This is a genomic window from Bradyrhizobium sp. S3.3.6, assembly GCF_040546905.1.
Lineage (GTDB): Bacteria > Pseudomonadota > Alphaproteobacteria > Rhizobiales > Xanthobacteraceae > Bradyrhizobium > Bradyrhizobium cytisi.
The window spans coordinates 749,121-772,646 of the sequence record NZ_JBEPOT010000002.1; the positions used below are offsets into that span (position 1 = coordinate 749,121).

Below are 23,526 nucleotides of genomic sequence, written 5' to 3' on the forward strand. Positions count from 1 at the left end.
ATGAGCAAGCACGACGATCCCTATTGCCTGCGCTCGCGATTGAGCTGGCGCCTGCTTGCGCTCCAGGCCGCACTGTTGCTGGCGCTGGTTGCTGTTGTCGTCGGTGCGCTCTGCGCCTCAGGCTTCGTGCTCGCGGATCGCGACGAGGATCGCGTCATCGATGTCGTGCAGCGCGCGCTCGCGCGTAACGCTGAAGGCGACCTGACCCTGCGCCAGACGCCAGACCTGAAACAATTGCGTGCCGAGACACCGGACCTCTGGTTTCTGGTCCGCGACCGGCAGGGACATTCGCTCACTGAAGGCGCCGCGCCGGCGGAATTCGCGGCAATCGGCGGCAGCCTCGACCAGATCAGCCAGGCGCGGCTCGGCTGGCAGATGTTCGAGGACGACCCGCGAAAGCCGGCGGCGCGGCTGAAGCGCGTCGACACCGATGCCGGCAATGTGCAGATCATCACGGCGACGCAGGGACGGCTGACCGGCGCCAAGGCGCTGTTGATGACCTCGTTGGCGTTTCTCGGCATCGCCCTGCCCGGCCTGCTCGTGATGGGGACCGCGACCTTCATCGCGACGCCGATGATCGTGCAGCGCGCTTTCAGGGGGTTGGATGCGACCGCGGATCAGGCGCGGCGCATCGACATCCATCAGCGCGGCGCGCGGCTGTCGGTGGAGAAAGTTCCGCTGGAGGTCGTACCGCTGGTCACCGCAGTTAACGAGGCGCTGGCGCGACTCGATCAGGGCTATGCCCGTCACAAGCGCTTTGTTGCGGATGCCGCGCACGAGCTGCGGACGCCGATCGCGATCCTGAACACGCGGCTGGAATCGCTCCCCTCCGGTCCGGACAAGACCCGGCTGCTGGAGGATGCCGCGCGGCTGGCGACGCTCGCCGAGCAGTTGCTCGACATCCAGCGCCTTGACCGTTGCGGTCATCCCTTCACGCGCGTCGACCTCGTCGCGATGGCGCAAAGCGCGGCCGCCGACCTCGCACCGCTCGCGATCGCCGCGGGCTACGAGCTGGAGCTCGATGCACCCTCAACGCCGATCGAGACGATCGGTGATGCCGCCGCGCTGGAGCGCGCGCTGACCAATCTCGTGCAGAACGCGATCCAGCACGGCCCTCGCCGCGGCACGATCGGCATTCGCGTGAGCAAGCCCGCCTGCATCGAGGTCACCGACGAAGGCGCCGGCATTCCCGCTGATCAACGCGCGCAGATTTTCGAACCGTTCTACCGGCTCACGCCGCTCGATCGCGGCGCCGGCCTCGGTCTCAACATGGTGCGCGAGATCGTGCTCCTGCATGGCGGACAGGTCTCGGTCACCGACGGGGTGGACGGCGGCACCTGCTTCAGAATGACGCTGCGGCCAAGCCCACAGAATTGATTCAATCCGCTTTCACGGCTCACAGCGCAATGCTGTCGCAATCCACTCCCGCGACAGTGCATCCGCCTCACCTCTGAACTTCCGAGGTGCAATCGAAATGCCGGAGTGCGCATGCCCAACGATTTCCTGTCCTTCTTTATTTCCTGGATGTCTTCGCCGCGCCGGGTCGGCGCGATTGCGCCATCGGGCGCGGCGCTCGCCGATCTCATCACGCGCGAGATCACCGAGAAGACCGGCCCGATCCTCGAGCTCGGTCCCGGCACCGGCGCCTTCACCTACAAGCTCTTGAAACGCGGCGTCAGGCCACAGGACCTCACGCTGATCGAATACGGCTCGGACTTCATGAAGCTCTTGCAGATGCGCTTCCCCGGCGCGCGCGTGCTGTGGATGGATGCGGCGCGGCTGGCGACGGAGCGGCTCTATGACGGTGCGCCGGTCGGCGCGGTCGTAAGCGGCCTGCCGCTGCTCAACATGTCGACCCGCAAGGTCGTCTCGATCCTCGGCGGCGCATTCAGCTATGTTCGCCCCGGCGGCGCCTTCTACCAGTTCACCTATGGCATGAGCTGCCCGATCCCGCGGCCGGTGCTCGACCGTCTCGGCCTGCGCGCGACGCTGGTCGATCGCGCCTTCCTGAACGTGCCGCCCGCCGCCGTCTACAAGCTGACGCGGCGGCCGCAGATGACGCTCATTGCCGGATCGGTTGCAGCTAACGCGTCAGTGCCGGTCGCTCGCGAGGCAATGCATCGCGAGCACGACCTCACCACCTCGCCTTGAGGAATCAGACCAACCGGCTCTGCACCATCGCCGCCTGGATGAACGAGGCGAACAGCGGGTGCGGCTCGAAGGGGCGCGACTTCAGCTCGGGGTGGAACTGGACGCCGATGAACCAGGGGTGATCCTCGTACTCGACGATCTCCGGCAGCACGCCGTCGGGCGAGAGGCCGGAGAATTTCAGGCCGTGCTGCTCGAGACGGTCCTTGTAGGCGGTGTTGACCTCATAGCGGTGGCGGTGGCGTTCCGAAATCTCGGTTGCGCCGCCATAGACCTGCGAGACGCGGCTGCCGCGATCGAGCGCGGCGGGATAAGCGCCAAGCCGCATCGTGCCGCCGAGATCGCCGGCCCGCGAGCGCTTCTCGAGCTCGTTGCCGCGCAGCCACTCCGTCATCAGGCCGACCAGCGGCTCCTTGGTCGGGCCGAATTCGGTGGAGTTGGCCTCCTCGATGCCGACGAGGTTTCGCGCGGCCTCGATCACCGCCATCTGCATGCCGAAGCAGATGCCGAAATACGGCACGTCGCGCTCGCGCGCGAACTGCGCCGCCTTGATCTTGCCCTCCGCGCCGCGCTGGCCGAAGCCGCCGGGCACCAGGATGCCGTTGACGTGCTCGAGGAACGGCGCCGGATCTTCCTTCTCGAAGATCTCGCTCTCGATCCAGTCGAGATTGACCTTCACCTTGTTGGCGATGCCGCCATGCGAGAGCGCCTCGATCAGGGACTTATACGCATCCTTCATGCCGGTGTATTTGCCGACGATGGCGATGGTGACATCGCCCTCGGGATTACGGATGCGCTCGTTGATCTGGTGCCAGCTCTTGAGCACCGGCGGGATGCGCGATTCGATGCCGAAGGCGGCGAGCACTTCGTCGTCGAGGCCCGCCGCGTGATAGGCTTCGGGCACGGCATAGATGCTGTCGGCGTCGCGCGCCTCGATCACGGCGCTCTCGCGCACGTTACAGAACAGGCCGAGCTTGCGCCGCTCTTCCTTCGGGATCTCGCGATCGGTGCGGCAGAGCAGGATGTCCGGCTGGATGCCAATCGAACGCAGCTCCTTCACCGAGTGCTGCGTCGGCTTCGTCTTCAGCTCGCCGGCGCTCGGGATGTACGGCAGCAGCGTGAGGTGAATGTAGATGGCGTGATCGCGCGGCAGCTCGTTCTTGAGCTGACGGATCGCCTCGAAGAACGGCAGGCCTTCGATATCGCCGACGGTGCCGCCGATCTCGACCAGCACGAAATCGTAATCGTCATTGCCGGAGAGGACGAATTCCTTGATCGCGTTGGTGACGTGCGGCACCACCTGGATGGTCGCGCCGAGATAATCGCCGCGACGTTCCTTCGAGATGATGTCCTGGTAGATGCGCCCCGTCGTGATGTTGTCCTGCTTCGTCGCAGGCCGCCCGGTGAAGCGCTCATAGTGACCGAGATCGAGATCGGTCTCCGCGCCGTCATCGGTCACGAACACTTCGCCGTGCTGATACGGCGACATCGTTCCGGGATCGAGGTTGAGATAGGGGTCGAGCTTGCGGAGGCGGACCTTGTAGCCCCGGGCCTGCAGCAGGGCACCGAGTGCCGCTGAAGCCAAACCCTTGCCGAGCGAAGAAACCACGCCGCCGGTGATGAATATGTACCGCGCCATGGGACCTAACCTCTAATCCCTCGAATCCGATTCGCCAAAGCGATTCGCATTCCGCCCCAAAGAATCCTGCGGGCCTGTGGGTGAGCCAAAACTAAGAGTGGTGACAGAGCCTTGATGGGGGCTGTTGATGCAGGATGGTAGCCACCGCCCTGCATGGCGCCCCTGCTTTATTGCGAGCGAGGCACCTGCGGGCCACTCGGCGCTGCCGGGGCCTGCTGCTGCTCGTCCGCCTTCTTCAGCGTATCCAGAATGCCGCCCGAGGTCGGTGGGGTGATCGGTCCACCGCCGGCCGGCTGGGTCTGCGACGCCGGCTGGCCGATGATCGAGGACGGTGCACGGTTATAGCCGGCGTACCAGGACAGGAACAGGCTGGTCAGGAAGAACCCGGCAGCCAGGACCGCGGTGGTGCGCGACAACAGATTCGCGGTGCCGCGGCTCGACATGAAGCCCGCGCCTCCGCCCATGCCGAGGCCGCCGCCTTCCGACTTCTGAAGCAGCACGGCACCGATCATGACGGCCACGATCATGAGGTGGATGACGATGACAACAGTCTGCATAGTATCCTTCCGTCACAAGCCGACAGCGCCGGTACCGGCAGCCGATCGCGCTTCGCGGGTTTTCCTGAAGTTGCGCGGTGTTACACGATCGGAAACGGCATTGCCACCCCCGATCGGCCACGGCCCCGCGCTTTACGAATTAGCTAGGGGCAGCCCTTGGCGATCGCAAGGAAATCGGCCGCTTTCAGGCTGGCACCGCCGACCAACGCGCCGTTGACGTTTTTGACCGCCATCAGCTCGGCCGCGTTCGACGGCTTGACCGAGCCGCCATACAGGATCCGCATCGCCGCCCCATCCGCCTTGAAACGGGACGTCAGGAGTTCCCGGATAAAGCCATGAACTTGCTCGACATCCTGGGACGTGGGAGTCAGGCCCGTGCCGATCGCCCACACCGGCTCATAGGCCACGACCAGATTGGCTGCGGTGGAGCCGTCCGGGAGCGAGCCGTTGAGCTGGCCGCGGACGATGTCCAGGGTCTCCCCGGCATCGCGCTGGGCCTGCGTCTCGCCGATGCAGACGATCGCGACCGCTCCTGCCCGCCAGACGGCTTCCGCCTTCTGCCGGATCAGCACATCGCCCTCGCCATGGTCGGCGCGGCGCTCGGAATGGCCGACAATGATGGCGGTCGCACCCGCGTCCGCCAGCATCTCGGCCGCGATGTCGCCGGTATGGGCGCCGGAGGCCTTGGGATGGCAATCCTGGGCCCCTACGGCGACCTTCTTGCCGTGCGCCTTGTCGGCAAAGGCTGCAATCAGGGTTGCCGGCGGGCAGACCAGCAGATCGGCCTTGCCGGCCACCGCTGCCGCGCCATTGAGCATGGCGTCGAATTCGGCGGCCGCGGCCTTCAGGCCGTTCATTTTCCAGTTGCCGGCAATCAGCGGTCGGATGGCATCGGTCATGTCAATTCCCAGCAAAATGAGGTTTGTGCATGCGCTAGCAGAGGTGCCGCGGCAGTTCCAGAGACCAGGGGCTTTTAACCGCAGCTTCGAAGGGCGGCCTGAGCTGAGGTTGCGGGGGGAAAGCCGCCACTTTATGATGGCATATCAATTTGGTGACGCGCTTCTGCGGAATCTGCATTAAGACGCGCTCCCGTTCCCCTCCTTTCAGACAAGTTGGACCAAATGCTTCGAGGAATGCGCAAGGCCTCATCAAACTGGGTCGGCAAGACCATCATGGCCGTCGTGATGGGCGTGTTGATCATCAGCTTCGGCATTTGGGGCATCGCCGACATCTTCCGGGGCTTTGGACAGTCCACGGTGGCCAAGGTCGGCCACACCGAGATTTCGCTGAACGAGTTCCGCCAGATCTACACCGACCGCCTCCAGCAGATCGGCCGCCAGTTCGGCCGCCCGCTGACACCGGAACAGGCGCGCGCGTTCGGCCTTGATCGCCAGGTGCTCCAGCAGACGATTGCGGAAGCCGCCCTCGACGAGAACGCACGCCGGCTCGGGCTCGGCCAATCCGATGAGCAGATCCGACAGCTCATCATGAACGATCCGAACTTCAATGGCGTCGATGGCAAATTCGACGCGAACCGCTTCCAGAGCCTGATCCGTAATTTCGGCTACACCGAGCAGCGCTACGTCGCCGAGCAGCGCAAGGTGGCACTGCGCCGGCAGATCACCGGCACGATCGGCGCCGGCCTCGAGCCGCCGAAAGCCATGCTCGACGTCGCGACGCGCTTCCAGAACGAGCAGCGCGCGATCGAGTTCGTCAGGCTCGACACGGCCCAGGCAGGCACCATCGAGGCGCCCTCGCCCGAGGCGCTCGCCGCCTATTTCGAGGATCACAAGGTCCAGTTCCGCGCGCCCGAATACCGCAAGATCGTCTTCGCAGTGATCTCGCCTGAGGAAATCGCCAAGTGGAGCGACGTTTCAGATGACGACGCGAAGAAACTGTTCGAGCAGCGCAAGGACCAGCTCTCCACGCCGGAGAAGCGCCATATCTACCAGATCGTGTTCCCGAACGCTGCCGACGCGCAGGCCGCGCGCGAGCGCCTCGCCGGCGGCCTCTCCTTCGAGGACCTCGGCAAGGAGCGCGGACTGAACGCCACCGACGTCGATCTCGGGCTCGTGGCCAAATCCGCGCTCGAATCCGCTGTCGGCGATGCCGCCTTCGCGCTTGCCGCAGGCGAGATCAGCCAGCCGATCCAGGGCCGTCTCGGCGTCTCGATCGTCAAGGTCGACAAGATCGAGCCGGGCGTCGAGGCCGACTACGCCAAATTTGCCGGCGACGTGAAGCGCCAGATCGCGACCGAGCGCGCCCGCGTCAAGGTCGGCGAGCTCCGCGACAAGATGGAAGACGAGCGCGGCGCAGGCACCAGCGTCGCCGATGCCGCCCAGAAGCTCGGGCTCACCGCCGTGACCATCGATGCCGTCGACCGCTCGGGCCGCGCGCCGAACGGGCAGACCGTCGCCAACATTCCGCAGGGCCTCGATGTGGTGTCGCAGGCCTTCAACAGCGACGTCGGCGTCGACAACGACCCGATCTCGTTCAAGGGCGGCTATGTCTGGTACGACGTGGTCGCCATCACGCCGTCGCGCGACCGCAACCTCGACGAGGTTCGAGACCAGGTCGAGGCCCGCTGGCGCCAGGACCAGATCGCCACCAAGCTGAAGGCGAAGGCGACCGAGATGGTGCAGAAGCTCGAACAGGGCGGCAGGCTCGCTGACGAGGCGGCCGCGATCAACGCCAAGGTCGAGACCGCCAGCGGCTTCAAGCGCGACGACACGCCCGCCAGCGTGCCCGCGAACATCGTTGCGGCCGCTTTCCGCACCGCCAAGGACGGCGTCGGACAGGCGCCCGTGACCGGCGGCGGCGAAGTCATCGTCTACCGCGTCACCGACATCGTCGATCCCGCGGCCGACACGGCCTCCGACGCCGTCAAGAAGCTGAAGGACAGCACCGACCGGTCGTTGACCGACGAGCAGGTTGCTTCCTACGTCAACAAGCTTGAAGCCGACATCGGGACCACCATCAATCAGGCCGCCTTCGCGCAGGTGACCGGCGCGAACCAGTGAGTTGAAAGCACGCGATGGACGACCTGAAATCGATCATTGGAAAAGTGGCGACCGGCGCCAGCCTGTCGCGTGACGAGGCCGCTTCCGCCTTCGACGCCGTGATGTCCGGCGAGGCTACGCCCTCGCAGATGGGCGGCCTGCTGATGGCGCTGCGGGTGCGCGGCGAGACCGTGGACGAGATCACCGGCGCGGTCACGGCGATGCGCTCGAAGATGCTCACGGTCGATGCGCCTGCGGACGCCGTCGACATCGTCGGCACCGGCGGCGACGGCTCCGGCTCGGTCAACGTCTCGACCTGCGCGTCGTTCATCGTCGCGGGCACGGGCCTCCCCGTGGCCAAGCATGGCAACCGCGCGCTGTCCTCGCGCTCGGGCGCCGCCGACGTGCTGGCCTCGCTCGGCGTGAAGATCGACCTCAAGCCCGAGCAGGTCGGGCGCTGCGTGCGCGAATGCGGCATCGGCTTCATGTTCGCGCCGGCTCATCATCCCGCCATGAAGAACGTCGGCCCGACCCGGGTCGAGCTCGCGACGCGCACGATCTTCAATCTGCTCGGCCCGCTGTCCAACCCCGCCGGCGTGAAGCGGCAGATGGTCGGGGTGTTCTCGCGGCAATGGGTGCAGCCGCTGGCGCAGGTGCTGAAGAACCTCGGCTCCGAATCCGCCTGGGTGGTGCACGGCTCCGACGGGCTGGACGAGATCACCCTCACTGGCCCGAGCTTCGTCTCCGCACTCCACAATGGCGAGATCAGGAATTTCGAGGTGACGCCCGAGGACGCCGGCCTGTCGCGCTGCGAGCCCGGTGCACTCAAGGGGGGCGATGCCGACGCCAATGCGATCGCGCTGCAAAGCGTGCTCGACGGCATGCCGAGCCCCTATCGCGACGTCGCACTCCTCAACGCCGCGGCCGCGCTCATCGTCGCCGGACGCGCCAAGGACCTTAAGGAGGGCGTCGCGATCGGAGCAAAATCGCTCGACGGCGGCGCGGCGAGCGCGCGGCTGAAGCATCTGATCGCGGTCTCGAACAGCTGAGCCTGTCATGTCTGATATCCTGACCAAGATCGAAGCCTACAAGCGCGAGGAGATTGCCGCAGCCAAGCGCGCGCAGCCGCTCGCGGCGGTGGAGACAAAGGCCAATGCGCAAGGCGCGCCGCGCGGTTTCGTGCGCGCGATCAGGGCCAAGCACGCCAATGGCGACTATGCGCTGATCGCCGAGGTGAAGAAGGCCTCGCCGTCCAAGGGGCTGATCCGCGAAGATTTCGATCCGCCCGTGCTCGCCCAGGCCTATGAGGCGGGCGGCGCGGCTTGCCTGTCGGTGCTGACCGACACGCCCTCGTTCCAGGGCCATCTCGACTTCATGGTGGCCGCGCGCGCAGCCACGTCACTGCCGGTGCTGCGCAAGGATTTCCTGTTCGACACCTATCAGGTGGTCGAGGCCCGCGCGCATGGCGCCGATTGCATTCTCATCATCATGGCCGCGCTCGACGACGCCACCGCCAGGGACCTCGAAGACGCTGCCATCGCCTATGGCATGGATGTGCTGATCGAGATCCATGACGGCGCCGAGCTTGATCGCGCGCTGAAGCTGCGTTCGCCGATGATCGGGGTCAACAACCGCAATCTGCGCACCTTCGAGACCACGCTTGCGACCAGCGAGACGCTGGCGCCGCTGATCCCCGACGAGCGGCTGATGGTCGGCGAGAGCGGCATCTTCACGCCTGCCGACCTCGCCCGGCTCGAGCGCGTCGGCATGTCGACTTTCCTGGTCGGCGAGAGCCTGATGCGGCAGGCCGACGTCACCGCGGCGACGCGCACGCTGCTCGCGCGCGAGTCCAAGGCTCGCGCCACGGGCACGCGCTGATGGCGCGCAAGCCGTCCAAGACCAAGCAGAAGACCAAGCCGTCGAACAAGGCGAGCCCTGCCCTCACCCATATCAGCGCCTCCGGCGAGGCGCGGATGGTCGACGTCTCGGACAAGACCGCAACCGAGCGGCTCGCCGTCGCCGAAGGGTGCGTCGTCATGGAAAGGGCGACGCTCGACCTGATCGTCTCCGGCAATGCCAGGAAGGGCGACGTGCTCGGCACCGCGCGCATCGCCGGAATCATGGCGGCGAAACGCACCTCCGAGCTGATCCCACTCTGTCATCCGCTCGCGCTGTCGAAAGTCACGGTCGACATCGAGCCCGACGCGAAGCTGCCGGGCTGTGTGGTGCGTGCCAGCGTCAAGGTGACCGGCCCCACCGGCGTCGAGATGGAAGCGCTGACGGCGGTCTCTGTCGCCTGTCTCACCATCTACGACATGATCAAGGCGGTGGAGCGCGGCGTCCGCATCGAGGGCATCCGGCTCGTCGAGAAGCTCGGCGGCAAGTCGGGCCACTACCGCGCCTGATCACGCCATGCGCATCGATTGCATTTGTGTGTTGCGGTTTATGCCGCGTTAACCCCGCTTCCTAACGTCGCCTCCACATCGATCCTGTAAACCGACGGATGTACGGGGGTCATGAATTGACCCTGACGTGTGTACGGCAGCGACGACATGATGACGGGATACGGCAGTCGCCTCCTTGACCAGGCCTTCGTCCGCAGCGGACCGATCCGCTGGCTGGTGGTGGGCGGCACACTCCTGATCGCTGCGATCGCCGTCGGCGCGGTGCTGATGGCGCAGAACTTCCGCGAGCGCGCGCTACGCAACTCCGGCCGTGAGCTGGAAAACACCGTGCTGCTGCTCGCCCATCATTTCGATCAGCAATTGCAGGATTTCGCGGTCATCCAGAAGGATTTCGTCGGCCATGTGCGCGCGAGCGGAATCACGACCGCGGAGGACTATCGCGGGCGCCTCGCCGGCCAGGACGTGCACCAAATGCTGCGTTCGAAGATCGAGGCGCTGCCTTACGTGGGCGGCGTCAACATCATCGACGCCGACGGCAATGTCATTAATTCCTCGACGGCATGGCCGGCCCCGAAGGTCAACGTTTCCGACCGCTCTTATTATCGCACCTTCCGATACGATCCGCAGGCGCCCGACGTGCTGATCGAACCGGTGCACAGCCGCATCTCCGGCGCCTGGACCATCCTGATCGTGCGCAAGATCATGGGTCCGCACGGCGAGTTCATGGGCATCGTCGGACGGGGCATCGAGCCGGCCAATTTCGAGAAATTCTTCGAGACCGTCATGCTCGGCGAAGGCGCGACGATCTCGATGCTGCATCGCGACGGCACTTTGCTTGCCCGCTTCCCGCATTCCAGCGAGATAATGGGACACAATTTCAGGAACGGCTCGTTCGAGCAGCAAAAGATCTTCACGCTCGATCACTTCGCCGGACGTTTCGTGAGCCCGGTCGACGGCGAGGACCGGCTGGTCTCGGCGCGTGCCCTGCCCCACTTCCCGATCCTGATGATGGCGACGACCACGCGCGCGGCGGCGCTTGCCGACTGGCGCGAGCAGATCGGCATACTGATTTCGGTCGCCTGCGCCTCCGCGCTCGCGATCGCCGGCGTGCTGATCGCGATCGTGCGCAAGCTCGTGGAGCAGCATCGCATGTCCCGGGAGCGGCTGACGCTGGAGAAGCAGCGCCTCGACCGCGCCGTCAACAACATGACCCAGGGCCTGCTGCTGTTCGACGCCTCGCAAAAGCTCGTGGTTTGCAACCAGCGCTACATCGAGATGTACGGCTTGTCGGCCGAGATCGTGAAGCCAGGCTACAGCTTTCTCGACATCATCGCGCACCGCAAGGCCACGGGTTCGTTCCCGGGCGACGTGGACCAGTATGTCGCACGCGTGCTGCGCGATGTCCATGTGCGCAACTCCATGGTCGTTGATACCGGCGACGGCCGCTCGATCCAGATCGTCAACGAGCCGCTCGGCGACGGCGGCTGGGTCGCGACCCATGAGGACATCACCGAACGTCGCCGCATCGAGGAGCGCATCACCCATCTCGCGCATTACGACGCGCTGACCGACCTGCCGAACCGCGCCATGTTCCACGAACATCTGCGCGGAGAGCTGCTCGCCATCGTCGACGGCGACGAGCTCGCCGTGCACTACATCGACATCGACGAATTCAAGGGCGTCAACGACGCGCTCGGCCATCTCGTCGGCGACGAGCTGTTGAAATCGGTGGCGGAGAGCCTCCGCGGCTGCGCCGGCCCCACCGACTTCGTGGCGCGGCTCGGCGGCGACGAGTTCGCGATCGTCCAGAGCGCGGTGACCTCCCAGGACCAGGTCAACGAGCTCGTCGCGCGGGTCTTCGCGGCGATCCGCACACCATTCGACTGCATGGGGCATCATCTCACCACCGACGCCAGCATCGGCATTGCGCTGGCGCCGGGACACGGCACCGCGCTGGACCAGATCCTGAAGAACGCGGACATGGCGATGTACGCCGCCAAAGCCGCCGGGCGCCGCACCTGCCGATTCTTCGAGCCGGAAATGGACGCCAAGGTGCGCGAGCGGCGACAGCTGGAGATCGATCTCCGCCACGCCATCGCTCATGGCGGCCTCGAGGTCTATTACCAGCCCTGCCTCAGCCTCAAGGACGACCGCATCACCGGCTGCGAGGCGCTGGTGCGCTGGCGCCACCCCGAGCGCGGCATGGTTTCGCCGGCCGAGTTCATCCCGATTGCCGAGGATACCGGGCTGATCAACGAGATCGGCGAATGGGTGCTGGCGACTGCCTGCCGCGACGCCGCCGGCTGGCCCGACGACATCCGCCTCGCCGTCAACGTCTCGCCGGTGCAGTTCAAGAGCGGCACGCTGGCGCTGAAGATCATGGCGGCGCTGGCCGCCTCCAATCTGCCGGCGAGCCGGCTCGAGCTCGAGATCACCGAGGCCGTGCTGATCCGCGACGACGAGACCGCGCTTGCGATCCTGCACCAGCTCCGCGCCATCGGCGTCCGCATCGCGCTCGACGATTTCGGCACCGGCTACTCCTCGCTGAGCTATTTGCACCGCTTCCCGTTCGACAAGATCAAGATCGACCGCTGCTTCGTCAACGACATCGCAGGCCCCGACGGCTCTGCCAGCATCGTGCAGGCCGTGGTCAACCTCGCCAGCGCCCGCCGCATGGCGACCACGGCCGAAGGCGTCGAGACCGAGGAACAGCAGCGGCTGCTGCGCACGCTCGGCTGCACCGAGATGCAGGGCTATTTGTTCAGCGCCGCAAAGCCGGCCGACAAGGTCGTGGAGCTGTTCGCGCTCCATCGCAGCCGCCTCGCCCAGCGCGACGGCAACGAAGCTCGCCGCCGCGAGGCAGGCTAGCAAGGACCGCTAGTTCGTAGATGGAATACTTCGTAGGGTGGGCAAAGCGAGCGTGCCCACCTCTTGTCTTCCCGCACACGCAGAAGCGGTGGGCACGTCGCTTACGCTCCTTTGCCCACCTACGGCATCTCGATCAGCTAGTTCGGCACGGTGGTCTTCGGCGCCGGCTTCGCGGCGGCCGCGTTCACGGTGACGCCGTGCAGGAAGTCGTAGGCCGCGTGCAGCGCCTTGTCGTCCTTCTCTTCCGGCGGGACATAGGATTGCGATCCGGTCTGCTCGCTGCCGTCAGCGGCCTGCAGATGGCCGCGCATCTGCGACTCCGCCATGGTGTCGACGCGGCCTTTCAGCTCGGCCGGCACGTCCTGGAGGATCTCGATGTCAGGCGCGATGCCCTGGGCCTGGATCGAGCGGCCCGATGGCGTGTAGTAGCGCGCTGTGGTCAGCGCCAGCGCGCCGTTGCCAGCGCCAAGCGGAATGATGGTCTGCACCGAGCCCTTGCCGAACGAGCGGGTGCCAATGATCGTGGCACGCTTGTGATCGTGCAGCGCACCGCCCACGATTTCGGACGCCGACGCCGAGCCGCCGTTGACCAGCACCACAAGCGGCTTGCCCTTGGTGAGGTCGCCGCCATGCGCGGTGAAGCGCTGGGTCTCTTCCGGATTGCGGCCGCGGGTCGAGACGACCTCGCCGCGCTGCAGGAACGCGCTGGACACCGACACGGCCTGGTCGAGCAGGCCGCCCGGATTGTTGCGCAGGTCCATCACGTAGCCGACAAGCTTCTCCTGCGGGACGTCCTTGGAGATCGAGGCGATCGCCTTCTTCAGGCCGTCGGTGGTCTGCTCGTTGAAGGAGGTGACGCGGATGTAGCCGATGTCGCCGTTCTCGACGTGGAAGCGGACGGGGCGGACATGGATGATCTCGCGCGTGATCGCGACATCGAGCGGCGCATCGGCGCCCTTGCGCATGATGGTGAGCTTCGTCTTGGTGTCGACCGGCCCCTTCATCTTGTTGACCGCCTGCTCGAGTGTCATGCCCTGCACGGCCTCGCCATCGATCTTGCTGATGAGGTCGCCGGACATGAGCCCGGCCTTGGACGCCGGCGTATCGTCGATCGGCGAGACGACCTTGACCAGGCCCTCCTCCATCGTGACCTCGATGCCGAGCCCGCCGAACTCGCCGGAGGTGGTCTCCTGCATCTCGGTCCAGGCCTTGTCGTTCATGTAGCGGGAATGCGGATCGAGCGCGGTCACCATGCCCGTGATCGCGCCTTCGATCAGCTTGGAATTGTCGGGTTTCTCGACATAGCTCGCCTTCACCCGCTCGAACACCTCTCCGAACAGGTTGAGCTGCGAATAGGCGTCATCCGCATTCGCTGCCGCCCGCGCCGCCCATAGTCCGCCATGCGGACCGGATGCGAGGAGGGTCAAGCATGCTCCGGTGAGCGCGCCCAGGGGGAACAGCAGGGTTTTCCGCATGGAATGGTTGGCCTTTTTGCTTCGCGGTTCTCTTGGGGCAGTTCGTTCGGGCTTGGGAGCCGCCATGCAAATGGCGATCCAGACCGGTTCTCACAATATCATTCCGGTTTCTTCAAGGCCGGCGGTGCCACGCCGGCGGGCAGCTTGTAGAAATCCCTTCGTCTGGACCTAAACTTTTGGCAACGTTCGGAAACCACCTCGCGCAAAGCAGGAATCGGTCGGCCGGCCCACGCCTCGCTGCTATGCGATTTTAGGATGGTTTTGCAGCCCTGAACGGGATACCCGATGGCATAAGGCTTCAAATTCTCGGGAGGATAACAATGAACGAAGCGCTCCGGCCGGAACGGAACGTCGAACTCGGCGCCAGCAACGAGCCGTTCCAGAACCTGCACGAATTCATCCGGAAGGCGCGTTCCAACCTCAACCAGAACGCCTGGGACTACATCGTCGGCGCCGCGGAGACCGAGACCACGATGCGCCGCAATCGCATGGCCCTGGACGAGATCGCCTTTCGCCCGCGCGTGCTGCGTGACGTGCGCAAGGTCTCCGGCTCGGTCGAGCAGTTCGGCCGCAAGATGCGCTTGCCCGTGGTGCTCGCCCCTGTCGGCGCGCTGGAAATCTTCGACCCGCATGGAGCCGCCAGCGTCGCGCGCGCGGCCGGCACCTTCGGGGCGTCGCACATGTTGAGCTCGGTCTCCGAGCCCGGTCTGGAGAAGACCGCCGAAGCCGCCCCCGATGCGCTGCGCATGTACCAGCTCTATGTCCGCGGCGATGATGCCTTCGTCGCCGACGTCGTCAGCCGCGCCGAGAAGGCCAAATATGCCGCCTTCTGCCTGACCGTCGACACCGCCCATTACAGCCGTCGTGAGCGTGACATCGCCAAGCGCTACGTTCGCGAAAGCCGCCTGCGCGCCACTGGCGGCGATTTCCAGAAGGGGCTGGAGTGGCGGACCGTGAAGATGGTCAAGGACAAGTTCCGGATACCGCTTATCCTCAAGGGCATCGCCACCGCCGAGGACGCGCAGATCGCGGTCGATCACGGCGTCGAGTGGATCTATGTCTCCAACCACGGCGGCCGCCAGCTCGATCACGGCCGCGGTGCCATGCATGTGTTGCCCGAGATCGTCGAGGCGGTGAAGGGTCGCGCCAAGATCATGGTGGATGGCGGCATCTGCCGCGGCACCGACATCGTCAAGGCGATCGCAGCGGGCGCCGACCTCGTCGGCATCGGCCGGCTGCAGTGCTGGGCCCTGGCAGCGGCCGGCGAGAACGGCGTGACGCGAATGCTCGAGCTGCTCGAGGACGAGGTGCTGCGCTGCCTCGGCCTCCTCGGTGCCACCTCGTTCGCCGAGGTCGACAAATCCTGCCTGCACCAGGCCGCCGCAACCAATGCGCCGAGCGTGTTCAGCGCGTTCCCGCTGTTCGACCATGAACCCTACCGATACTGAAGGATAGAATGACATCGCTCTCTCCCGGCAGCGCGGATGCGCTTCTGTTCGATCTCGGGCGCGTCGTGCTCGACATCGATTTCTCCAAGGCGATCGCCTGCTGGGCAGGACATGCCGGGTGCAAGCCTGAGGCCGTCCTCGCGCGTTATGTGCGCGACAGCGAGGCCTACCGGCTGCACGAGCTCGGTAAGATCAGCGACGAGGACTATTTCCAGTCGCTGCGCTCATCGCTCGGCATCGACATTTCGGATGCGCAGTTCCTGGAGGGCTGGAACGCGATCTTCGCCGGCGAAATGCCCGACGTTGCCGAATTGCTGCCGCGCGCGGCGAAGCAGATGCCGCTCTATGCCTTCTCCAACACCAACCGCCCGCATGTAGACCATTTTTCGAAAGAGTATGCCGATCTGCTCGGCCATTTCCGCGAGTTGTATCTGTCCTCCAGCATCGGCCTGCGCAAACCGGACGCGGAGGCGTTTGACCACGTGGTGGCTGCGATCGGCGTGCCGGCGGAGCGAATCGTGTTCTTCGATGACCTCGCCGAAAACGTCGAAGGCGCCCGCGCCCGCGGGCTGACGGCGGTGCATGTCACCTCTCCCGGAGATGTCGGGAACGCGCTGAGAGCGCTGGGTATGTGACGGCAAAGTCGCGGATCGTCCACGTTGGATGTTTCAGGAACTATTTCGCTTGAAAATGCGGAACCAGCTCACTTTGTGCATTTTTATACCGAGTTCCCGGAACGAATGCCCGGTTCAGGACTCAATGAGTCCGTTGGGAACCTCTACATCGGACGTATCATCGTGTTGGGCAAAACCTACCTCACCAAGCAGGCCTCTCTGCTGGTCAAGTTCGCCAAGACCACCTCGGATTCCGAGCTTTCCGCCAAGCTGATGAGCAAAGCGGCGGATCTGAAATCTCGGGCCGATCCCATGCCCGGCGGGGATCACAGCCTGAGGGCACCGGATGTCGATCCTGATCATGGAACGGGGACAGCCTGACCGCCGTCTCCTGGCCATGCTGCTTTCAATTCGTTTTTCTCATCCCGAATTCAGCAGTCCCTGCGTCTGGTGAGCCGCGTCGGCCCCTTCGGGCGTACCCCGGCTCACCAGCGGCCCTGAAGCCTCAGGCTCGCCTCGAGGTCGCCGCGGAAATTGTGCTGACCGAGATGGAGCAACTTGCACTGCAGGTCGACCCATATCTTGCCGCCGATGTCGCGCCAGCGGCGGCAGAACGCATAGTCCTCTGAGAGATAGCGGCCGGACTCCGGATCGACCATGCAGTCGAAGAACAGCCAATGCAGATGCGCCAGCGGATTATTCGGCGGGCCGTCCGGGACGTAGTTCAGCTCCGGATATTTCTCCATCATCTGCTTGAACACGTCACGCTTGACGCACATGAAACCGGTCGGCGCCTCCGCCACCTCAGCAAAACCATCGGCATCTGCATAGGTGCTGATGCGCTCGACGCCATGGCCGATTGGGTTGAAGGGGTATTCGGTATAGCGATCCTCGAATTGCTGCCGGGTCGTTCCCGCCGGCAGTCCTCCCTCCGGCCAGTTGAAGTTCTTCATCGGATAGATGCCGGCGGTCACGTCGCGATCGATCAGGAGCAGGCGGCAGACCGATTGCGGCGTGAAGGCGAGATCAGAATCGATCCAGAACAGATGGGTGAGCGTCTCGTCGGAGAGGAACTTGATCACCATCTTGTTGCGCGAGCGGGTGATCAGGCTTTCCGAATGCATGTGCAGGATGCATTGCAGCCCGAACCGGTTGCAGTGATGGGTCAGCTCGAAAATGCTGGTGACGTAGTGCATGCTGACGGCCGAGATGTAGCAAGGCGTCGCAAACATCACTTTCATCGATTTCAGCGCTTCGTCGGGTAACATTCTCGCTCGTCAGGCTCAGTTGCTGCGTCTATTTGAGGGCGTTCTCCGGCTTGGTCGCCGGTGCGGACTTTGCGACCGCCGCAGGCTGCTTGCTGGCACTTGTCGGGGTCTGCTTTTGCTCAACACGCGGCTCGGGCGGGCTCGGCGCTGCCGGCCCGCTCTGTCCAATTGAGACCGAGATCCCGAACAACCGCCACTGTCCGTTCACCGGCGCGAAGGCCAGGTCGAAATTGACCTGGTTCGGGACCGACGGAAAGAAGCCGGCCAAATGCATCAATCCGTTGGCCTCGATCTGCGGCAGCAGGTTGAGCTGCGGATCGATAACGGCGACACCCGAGAGATCGAGATTGTCGTTGCGCAGTTTGGCGAAAATCTCCCCCAACCGCGCCGCCGAGTTGACTTGGAAACCGGGCGCGCCGATATCGCGCAGCACGGTGTAGTTGCCGGTCTTGTTGGCGTGGTCGAGCGCAAGCAGCGAGGAGCGGACCAGCATCAGCACGCCGTTGCGGTCGATCTGCGCGGGCTTTGGCGCCGGCGGAGGCGTTTCCGCATGACCGGCGGCAGCCGCCACCATCAGCGCAGCCGCAAGCATCAAACCCCGCCACCCCTGTTGCTTTCCGCTCAGCACGCCGCCGTCACCACGCAACCGTCACTCCGGCGCGTCCACCGACGCCGCCTTGCGCGAACCCGGCCGCGACGCCGCCGTTGAGTACGACATACTGGTTGAGGCGCATCTGGGCGCCCAGGCTCATGGCGTTCTGCCCGCGGAACGTGCCCCAATTGGTGGAGACCGCAAACCGCTTGTCCGATGGCAGTGCCGAGCCGCCCATGGCAATGGCGATCGCGGTGCCCTCGAACGCCTGCCGCATTTGCGTCTGCAACGTGGAGACGTTGGACTGCAGCGTGGAAATATCGGCTCCGCTGAAGCTTGCGGCGGCCAGATGCCCGGCGGCATCCGTTGTAACCACCTGCGTCGGGCCGGATTGTGCGGCAAGGCTCGCGGCCGAGGTGAGGCCGGACATGCGATAGGTGTTCGTGCTGGTGCCGATCGAGACCTGATTGGGCGCTGATGTCGTCGCGCCCGCGCCGATCGCAGTCGAATTGGCGAAGGTAGCCGTGGCGCCCGCACCGATCGCAGTCGCGCCGGTGGCGCTGGCGGTGCTGGCTTGGCCAATCGCGGTGGTGGCGTCGCCGGTCGCGTTGCTACCCTGGCCGAACGCACTGGCTGTCAAGCCATTGGCGATGCTGCCTTGACCAGTCGCGGTTGCGAAATCGCCATTTGCGAAACTGCCTTGGCCGGTCGCGGTCGCGCTGTCGCCGTGGGCGACGCTCTGGGCGCCCGTCGCGGTCGCGAAGGTGCCATTCGCAGCACTTTGAATCCCTGTTGCCGTTGCGTCAAAGCCATTCGCCTTGCTTAGACTACCGGTCGCGGTCGCGTCCACGCCGTTCGCGACGCTGCCTTGTCCCGTCGCCGTCGCGTTGGTCCCGTTTGCGTTGCTGGCTTGTCCCGTCGCCGTTGCATAGGTGCCGTTGGCGAGGCTGAACTGTCCAGTCGCGGTCGCGTTGGTTCCGTCTGCGCGGCTTTGCTCTCCGGTCGCGGTCGCGAGGGTTCCAACGGCGGCGCTGAAGGTACCCGTCGCCGTCGCCGAGGTCCCGTTCGCGACGCTGTTTTGTCCCGTCGCCGTCGCATAGGTGCCGTCCGCGAGGCTGGACGCTCCAGTCGCGGTCGCGTTGGTTCCGTTTGCGGTGCTGCCCGGTCCAGTCGCGGTCGCGAACGTGCCGTTCGCAATGCTGCCCGCACCATAGGCTGTCGCAAAGTTGCCGGTCGTGGTCGCGCCGCTGCCAACCGCTGTCGCGTTGCCGCTGGGCGCGTTGATCACGCCGCCGCCGGCGGCGTAGTCGGCAGAAAGAGCTGCCGAGGGATAAAGCGCCACTCCGGCGCCAAGCACGCCCACGCTGGTGAGCATGCTGCTTGCGAGCAAGCCGGCCTTGCGAGACAGGCTCTGGATGACCGGAATGATGGTCTTGCGACCTCGATGGATTGCCGAAATCGACACTTTCGCCCCCGTCCCCTGAATCGCAGGAATGATGTCCTTTCGGAAATGTTGCAAAGCCCGGACATGGAGGCATCTGACGTTTGTCGGATGCGTCGATGATTGCGTCGGGAATGCCAATGGGGTGCGGCTTTGCGGCAACATCGGCACGACTGCCGCTTTTCTGCTCTTGCTCGTTCCGTGACGCTGCGCTGAGATGCCTCATTGCATTTTGAGGCATTTGTCTTGGGTACGGACGATATTTCCAACGAATCCGTATTGGACCTCATCGGCGCCATCTACGAGGTTGCGCTCGACGGAAGCCGCTGGGAAAATGTGCTGACGCGCATCGACGACGCCATCGGCGGCCGTACCCTGTTCGGCGTCTTTGATCCCGCAAGCGGCCTCTCCAGCCTGCTGTCGCCACGCATCGACCCCGACCGCGTGCAAGAGCTACTCGGCTGGGCCCCGCGCAATCCCCTGTTGCCGCTTGGCATCGGCCGGACGCCCGGCGAGGTCTTCACCATCGGCGACTTCATCACACGCGATGAGTTCACCCGCAGCGATTTCTACAACGAATGGTGGCAGCCGGGCGGTTTCGACACCGAACCGTTGACGACGAATCTGCTGGTCGATCACAACGCCACAGGCATCCTGACCAGCCATCGGCCGTCCAATTTGTCTCCGTATGACGACAAGGCGCGGCGGCTGTTTGCAACGTTGGCGCAGCATCTCGTACGCGCCGTTGCGATCCAGCGGCGTACCCACCAGCTCGACATCGCCGGCCGCGCGGCGCTGGCGGGCCTCGACGGCCTCGATCAGGGTTTCATTCTCGCGGACGCCCAGGCCCGCCCGATCTTCGTCAATCGTCGCGCGCGCGAATGGCTCGACGCCGCCGACGGCATCGTGATCGACGCGGGCGCGCTGAGCGCCATCACCAGCGACGATGGCCGTTGTCTGCAAACGCTGGTCGGTTCGTGCAGCATCGATAATCCCGATCGCATCGGAGGCGAGATGAGCCTGCGGCGGCTTCCCGGCCGCATGCCGCTGCACGTGCAGGTAACGCCGGTCGGCAGCGATTGGGCGGAGAGCTCGGTGTCGCTCGCCTCCGGCTGGCGATCGAGTGCGATGGTGCTGATCACCGACCCCGAGCCGGACGCGAGATCAAGACTCGACGCCCTACGCGCGCGTTACGGCCTGACCCGTGCCGAAGCGGCCTTCGCGCTCGAGATCGTCAAGGGCGGCGGCCGCAAAGCCACGGCCGAACGGCTCGGCATCGCGGACGGAACCGCGCGCAGCCATCTGTCGAAGATCTTCGACAAGACCGGCGTGGGGCGACAGGCCGAGCTGGTGCGGCTGTTGCTCCAGAAATAGCTGCGTCCGCGCGTATGCGCATCCGTTTTGCCTCAACGGCCACAGTCGGCTAGAACGCTGGCCGCGACCTGATTGTCGCGTTGCCCAAGCAGGAGCTTTCAGCCGTGGCCCTCATGCCGGTTTCCGATGCGCTTGCCGCGGTGCTCGCCGGTGCGGAGCCGCTGGCTGAAGAGATGGTTGCGCTCGATGAGGCTTGGCACCGGGTGCTGGCGCGCGATCTCGCCGCACGGCGCACGCAGCCACCGCAGGCGATGTCGGCGATGGACGGCTATGCCGTCCGCGCGGCCGATGCAGCCAGGGTCGATGCGCAGCTCAATATCATCGGCGAGGTCGCTGCCGGCCGGCCGTTTGCAGGAACTGTCGGTGCCGGCGAAGCCGTCCGGATCTTCACCGGTGGCGTCGTTCCCGACGGCGCCGATGCGGTCGTGATCCAGGAGGACACCGTCGCCGACGGCAAGCGCATCGCGATCAAGGAAGCCGCCGTCGCCGGGCGGCACATCCGCCCGGCCGGCATCGACTTCCGCGAGGGTGACGTGCTCCTGCGCAAGGGCGCCCGGCTGACCGAGCGCGACCTCGCGCTTGCCGCCGGCATGAATCACCCGCAGTTGGCGGTCCGCCGCCGTCCGAAGGTCGCGATTCTCGCAACCGGCGACGAGCTGGTGATGCCGGGTACGACGCCCGGTCATGGCCAGATTGTCTATTCCAACGGCTATGCCCTGCATGCGCTCGCCCGCAGCGAGGGGGCCGACACCATCGACCTCGGGATTGCCGCCGACACGCTTGCCGCCACCACCGCCGGCATCCGCCGCGCCCGCGATTCCGGCGCCGACATCCTGATCACGACGGGCGGCGCCTCGGTCGGCGACCACGATCTGGTGCAGCAGGCGCTCCGCGACGAGGGCACCTCGATGGCGTTCTGGAAGATCGCGATGCGGCCGGGCAAGCCGATGATGAACGGGCAGCTCGGGGCGATGCGCGTAATCGGCCTGCCCGGCAATCCCGTGTCATCCTACGTTTGCGGCTTCCTGTTCATGGTGCCGCTGATTCGTGCGTTGTCGGGCCGTTCGATGGTTCATCACCGCCGCGAACGCGCCGTGCTCGGCCGCGACGTCGGCGCCAATGACCAGCGCGAGGACTATCTGCGCGCCCGCCTGGATGTGCGTGATGACGGCACGCTGATCGCCCTTCCCGTCAATCACCAGGACTCCTCGCTGCTTGCGAATCTCGCTGCGGCACAGGCACTTCTCGTGCGCGCACCGTTCGCACCGAGGGCCGAAGCGGGAGCGCCCTGCGAGGTGCTGCGACTGCCCGTCTGAGCGCATTGTTCGCATGCGTTCCGCGAACTTTGTCGCGTTCACGGTAAATTAAGCAGTTGCGGAACAAGTATCGAACATATAGTGTCCGTTCATGATTTGTTTCGAGCATGTAGCGGCTTATTGCTGACTTCAGCGTCTCGGAATCGAACGACATCAACCGGGGGATTTTGGTCGAGATGTTAACGCGCAAACAGTACGAGCTCCTGCGGTTCATCAGTGAACGTCTGAAGGAAAGCGGCGTGCCGCCCTCCTTCGACGAGATGAAGGACGCGCTCGATCTGCGCTCAAAATCAGGCATCCATCGCCTGATCACTGCGCTCGAGGAGCGCGGCTTCATCCGCCGCCTGCCCAACCGCGCCCGCGCCATCGAGGTGATCAAGCTGCCTGAGCTCCAGGCCGCCGCTGGCAGCCGCCGCGGCTTCACGCCGAGCGTCATCGAGGGCAATCTCGGCAAGGTGCGCCCGGCGTCGAGCCTGCCGGCCGACGAGGGTGAGCGTCCAGTCGCAGTGCCCGTGATGGGCCGGATCGCGGCCGGCACGCCGATCGAGGCTTTGCAAACCCGCAGCCACACCATCAGCGTCCCGCCCGACATGCTCGGCTCGGGCGAGCATTACGCGCTCGAAGTGCGCGGCGACTCCATGGTGGAGGCCGGCATTCTCGATGGCGACATGGCGCTGATCCAGCGCAACGAGAGCGCCGATACCGGCGACATCGTGGTCGCCCTGATCGACGACGAGGAAGCGACACTCAAGCGTTTCCGCCGTCGCGGCGCCTCGATCGCGCTCGAGCCGGCCAACGCGGCCTATGAGGTTCGCATCCTGCCGCCCAACCGGGTCAAGATCCAGGGCAAGCTGATCGGGCTGTACCGGAAGTACTGATCGCGTCGCTATCGGCGAGCGCAATCAACGATTGGAGCGGACGATTGTCCGCTCCGGCTGGGTAGTCTTTCTGGTTTTGCACAGATTATCCGGCCCCTTCTCCAGCGCTACATCCTCGGCACGCCGCAACGAAGCACGCATTGCTTCGCAGGGCCTTTGCCAGACCGAGGAGACCAACATGCGCAAGATCATTTTGAGCACCGTCACGATGACGCTGATCGCAGTATCAGCGTCGCAGGCCTTAGTGTCGCAAGCCTTGGGCTCGCAAGCCTTGGGGTCGCAAGCCTTGGGGTCGCAAGCCTTGGCTGCGCAGCCGCAGCACCACGCTCGCAAAGCACCGCGCGCAACGACCGAGCAATTCCGCAATGCCCGTAACGCCGTCGCGCAGCCGGCTTGGCAATATTCGGGCTGGTCAGCGCCAGCCGGCCGCTGAAGCAACGCGCTCACCGAATGCGCGGGAGCAGGCTTTGTTCCTCGTGCATTTGAAAAAGATAATGTGATCGC

Annotated in this window: 21 protein-coding genes; 14 read left to right on the forward strand and 7 right to left on the reverse strand. The window is 65.2% G+C overall.

Annotation, left to right across the window (positions count from 1 at the left end; translation table 11 throughout):
- Together ABID59_RS08220 and ABID59_RS08225 are read left to right on the forward strand one after the other, a co-directional pair.
- The gene (locus ABID59_RS08220; protein WP_354083032.1) at nucleotides 1-1,377 is read left to right on the forward strand and encodes a sensor histidine kinase; all 1,377 of its coding nucleotides are present in this window, start codon (nucleotides 1-3) and stop codon (nucleotides 1,375-1,377) included.
- A gap of 111 nt (nucleotides 1,378-1,488) precedes the next feature.
- Nucleotides 1,489-2,151, forward strand: a complete 663-nt coding sequence (locus ABID59_RS08225; protein ID WP_354037014.1) for a class I SAM-dependent methyltransferase — start codon at nucleotides 1,489-1,491, stop codon at nucleotides 2,149-2,151.
- A gap of 4 nt (nucleotides 2,152-2,155) precedes the next feature.
- Here the strand turns inward: ABID59_RS08225 and pyrG are convergent, their stop codons facing one another.
- From pyrG to tpiA, 3 genes are all read right to left on the reverse strand, one after another.
- Nucleotides 2,156-3,787 carry a CTP synthase gene (gene pyrG / locus ABID59_RS08230; protein ID WP_148753721.1) on the reverse strand — a complete coding sequence of 544 codons (1,632 nt, stop codon included), beginning with the start codon at nucleotides 3,785-3,787 and terminating at the stop codon, nucleotides 2,156-2,158.
- A 167-nt stretch (nucleotides 3,788-3,954) separates the two neighbouring features.
- Entirely contained in the window at nucleotides 3,955-4,344 is a 390-nt protein-coding gene (gene secG, locus ABID59_RS08235) for a preprotein translocase subunit SecG (protein ID WP_148753720.1), read from the reverse strand.
- 143 nt (nucleotides 4,345-4,487) lie between these two features.
- Nucleotides 4,488-5,243: a triose-phosphate isomerase gene (tpiA, locus tag ABID59_RS08240; protein ID WP_354083033.1), complete on the reverse strand. Its 756-nt coding sequence runs from the start codon at nucleotides 5,241-5,243 to the stop codon at nucleotides 4,488-4,490.
- 222 nt (nucleotides 5,244-5,465) lie between these two features.
- On the opposite strand from tpiA, the gene ABID59_RS08245 reads away from it, so the two are divergent.
- The 5 genes from ABID59_RS08245 to ABID59_RS08265 all read left to right on the forward strand — a co-directional run bounded on the left by ABID59_RS08245 (nucleotide 5,466) and on the right by ABID59_RS08265 (nucleotide 12,616).
- Nucleotides 5,466-7,364 carry a SurA N-terminal domain-containing protein gene (locus tag ABID59_RS08245; RefSeq protein WP_354083034.1) on the forward strand — a complete coding sequence of 633 codons (1,899 nt, stop codon included), beginning with the start codon at nucleotides 5,466-5,468 and terminating at the stop codon, nucleotides 7,362-7,364.
- Between the two features lie 14 nt (nucleotides 7,365-7,378).
- Nucleotides 7,379-8,392 carry an anthranilate phosphoribosyltransferase gene (trpD, locus tag ABID59_RS08250; protein ID WP_354083035.1) on the forward strand — a complete coding sequence of 338 codons (1,014 nt, stop codon included), beginning with the start codon at nucleotides 7,379-7,381 and terminating at the stop codon, nucleotides 8,390-8,392.
- 7 nt (nucleotides 8,393-8,399) lie between these two features.
- Nucleotides 8,400-9,221 carry an indole-3-glycerol phosphate synthase TrpC gene (gene trpC, locus ABID59_RS08255; protein ID WP_354083036.1) on the forward strand — a complete coding sequence of 274 codons (822 nt, stop codon included), beginning with the start codon at nucleotides 8,400-8,402 and terminating at the stop codon, nucleotides 9,219-9,221.
- On the forward strand, nucleotides 9,221-9,748 hold the full coding sequence (moaC, locus tag ABID59_RS08260; protein WP_354037023.1) for a cyclic pyranopterin monophosphate synthase MoaC: 528 nt from the start codon (nucleotides 9,221-9,223) through the stop codon (nucleotides 9,746-9,748). The genes trpC and moaC overlap by 1 nt, the downstream gene beginning before the upstream one ends.
- A 147-nt stretch (nucleotides 9,749-9,895) precedes the next feature.
- A complete protein-coding gene (locus ABID59_RS08265) occupies nucleotides 9,896-12,616 on the forward strand; it encodes a bifunctional diguanylate cyclase/phosphodiesterase (protein WP_354083037.1) in 2,721 nt (906 codons plus the stop codon).
- A 137-nt stretch (nucleotides 12,617-12,753) separates the two neighbouring features.
- On the opposite strand, the gene ABID59_RS08270 is transcribed toward ABID59_RS08265, so the two are convergent.
- Nucleotides 12,754-14,091, reverse strand: coding sequence for a S41 family peptidase (locus ABID59_RS08270; protein WP_354083038.1), 1,338 nt, complete (start codon nucleotides 14,089-14,091; stop codon nucleotides 12,754-12,756).
- A 320-nt stretch (nucleotides 14,092-14,411) separates the two neighbouring features.
- Between ABID59_RS08270 and ABID59_RS08275 the strand changes: the two genes are divergently transcribed.
- From ABID59_RS08275 to ABID59_RS08285, 3 genes are read left to right on the forward strand one after another with little or no spacing between them, the layout of a single operon-like run.
- Nucleotides 14,412-15,539, forward strand: coding sequence for an alpha-hydroxy acid oxidase (locus ABID59_RS08275; protein ID WP_148753712.1), 1,128 nt, complete (start codon nucleotides 14,412-14,414; stop codon nucleotides 15,537-15,539).
- Between the two features lie 8 nt (nucleotides 15,540-15,547).
- Complete coding sequence (locus ABID59_RS08280; protein WP_354083039.1) at nucleotides 15,548-16,174, forward strand: HAD family hydrolase; 627 nt, start codon at nucleotides 15,548-15,550, stop codon at nucleotides 16,172-16,174.
- Nucleotides 16,175-16,198: 24 nt separating this feature from the next.
- The gene (locus ABID59_RS08285) at nucleotides 16,199-16,534 is read left to right on the forward strand and encodes a hypothetical protein (RefSeq protein ID WP_354083040.1); all 336 of its coding nucleotides are present in this window, start codon (nucleotides 16,199-16,201) and stop codon (nucleotides 16,532-16,534) included.
- 104 nt (nucleotides 16,535-16,638) lie between these two features.
- On the opposite strand, the gene ABID59_RS08290 is transcribed toward ABID59_RS08285, so the two are convergent.
- The 3 genes from ABID59_RS08290 to ABID59_RS08300 are packed head-to-tail and all read right to left on the reverse strand — an operon-like array spanning nucleotide 16,639 to nucleotide 19,478.
- Entirely contained in the window at nucleotides 16,639-17,421 is a 783-nt protein-coding gene (locus ABID59_RS08290; protein WP_354083041.1) for a hypothetical protein, read from the reverse strand.
- 28 nt (nucleotides 17,422-17,449) lie between these two features.
- Nucleotides 17,450-18,013, reverse strand: coding sequence for a hypothetical protein (locus ABID59_RS08295; RefSeq protein ID WP_354083042.1), 564 nt, complete (start codon nucleotides 18,011-18,013; stop codon nucleotides 17,450-17,452).
- 43 nt (nucleotides 18,014-18,056) lie between these two features.
- Nucleotides 18,057-19,478, reverse strand: a complete 1,422-nt coding sequence (locus tag ABID59_RS08300) for a YadA-like family protein (protein WP_354083043.1) — start codon at nucleotides 19,476-19,478, stop codon at nucleotides 18,057-18,059.
- A gap of 222 nt (nucleotides 19,479-19,700) precedes the next feature.
- Between ABID59_RS08300 and ABID59_RS08305 the strand changes: the two genes are divergently transcribed.
- From ABID59_RS08305 to ABID59_RS08320, 4 genes are all read left to right on the forward strand, one after another.
- Entirely contained in the window at nucleotides 19,701-20,828 is a 1,128-nt protein-coding gene (locus tag ABID59_RS08305) for a helix-turn-helix transcriptional regulator (protein ID WP_354083044.1), read from the forward strand.
- Nucleotides 20,829-20,932: 104 nt separating this feature from the next.
- Nucleotides 20,933-22,144: a molybdopterin molybdotransferase MoeA gene (locus ABID59_RS08310; protein ID WP_354083045.1), complete on the forward strand. Its 1,212-nt coding sequence runs from the start codon at nucleotides 20,933-20,935 to the stop codon at nucleotides 22,142-22,144.
- Nucleotides 22,145-22,320: 176 nt separating this feature from the next.
- Nucleotides 22,321-23,022: a transcriptional repressor LexA gene (gene lexA, locus ABID59_RS08315; RefSeq protein ID WP_148753706.1), complete on the forward strand. Its 702-nt coding sequence runs from the start codon at nucleotides 22,321-22,323 to the stop codon at nucleotides 23,020-23,022.
- A 178-nt stretch (nucleotides 23,023-23,200) separates the two neighbouring features.
- Nucleotides 23,201-23,455, forward strand: a complete 255-nt coding sequence (locus ABID59_RS08320; protein WP_148753848.1) for a hypothetical protein — start codon at nucleotides 23,201-23,203, stop codon at nucleotides 23,453-23,455.
- The last annotated feature ends 71 nt before the right edge of the window (nucleotides 23,456-23,526 follow it).

What these genes read in the sequence shown, in the direction of transcription:
- ABID59_RS08220 (WP_354083032.1), top strand. Translation starts at nt 1, where the DNA reads ATGAGCAAGCACGACGATCCCTATTGCCTGCGCTCGCGATTGAGCTGG.
- ABID59_RS08320 (WP_148753848.1), top strand. Translation starts at nt 23,201, where the DNA reads ATGCGCAAGATCATTTTGAGCACCGTCACGATGACGCTGATCGCAGTA.
- ABID59_RS08290 (WP_354083041.1), bottom strand. Translation starts at nt 17,421, where the DNA reads ATGTTACCCGACGAAGCGCTGAAATCGATGAAAGTGATGTTTGCGACG.
- tpiA (WP_354083033.1), bottom strand. Translation starts at nt 5,243, where the DNA reads ATGACCGATGCCATCCGACCGCTGATTGCCGGCAACTGGAAAATGAAC.
- lexA (WP_148753706.1), top strand. Translation starts at nt 22,321, where the DNA reads ATGTTAACGCGCAAACAGTACGAGCTCCTGCGGTTCATCAGTGAACGT.
- ABID59_RS08275 (WP_148753712.1), top strand. Translation starts at nt 14,412, where the DNA reads ATGAACGAAGCGCTCCGGCCGGAACGGAACGTCGAACTCGGCGCCAGC.
- secG (WP_148753720.1), bottom strand. Translation starts at nt 4,344, where the DNA reads ATGCAGACTGTTGTCATCGTCATCCACCTCATGATCGTGGCCGTCATG.
- ABID59_RS08265 (WP_354083037.1), top strand. Translation starts at nt 9,896, where the DNA reads ATGATGACGGGATACGGCAGTCGCCTCCTTGACCAGGCCTTCGTCCGC.
- ABID59_RS08270 (WP_354083038.1), bottom strand. Translation starts at nt 14,091, where the DNA reads ATGCGGAAAACCCTGCTGTTCCCCCTGGGCGCGCTCACCGGAGCATGC.
- moaC (WP_354037023.1), top strand. Translation starts at nt 9,221, where the DNA reads ATGGCGCGCAAGCCGTCCAAGACCAAGCAGAAGACCAAGCCGTCGAAC.
- trpC (WP_354083036.1), top strand. Translation starts at nt 8,400, where the DNA reads ATGTCTGATATCCTGACCAAGATCGAAGCCTACAAGCGCGAGGAGATT.
- ABID59_RS08245 (WP_354083034.1), top strand. Translation starts at nt 5,466, where the DNA reads ATGCTTCGAGGAATGCGCAAGGCCTCATCAAACTGGGTCGGCAAGACC.
- ABID59_RS08280 (WP_354083039.1), top strand. Translation starts at nt 15,548, where the DNA reads ATGACATCGCTCTCTCCCGGCAGCGCGGATGCGCTTCTGTTCGATCTC.
- trpD (WP_354083035.1), top strand. Translation starts at nt 7,379, where the DNA reads ATGGACGACCTGAAATCGATCATTGGAAAAGTGGCGACCGGCGCCAGC.
- ABID59_RS08295 (WP_354083042.1), bottom strand. Translation starts at nt 18,013, where the DNA reads ATGCTTGCGGCTGCGCTGATGGTGGCGGCTGCCGCCGGTCATGCGGAA.
- pyrG (WP_148753721.1), bottom strand. Translation starts at nt 3,787, where the DNA reads ATGGCGCGGTACATATTCATCACCGGCGGCGTGGTTTCTTCGCTCGGC.
- ABID59_RS08225 (WP_354037014.1), top strand. Translation starts at nt 1,489, where the DNA reads ATGCCCAACGATTTCCTGTCCTTCTTTATTTCCTGGATGTCTTCGCCG.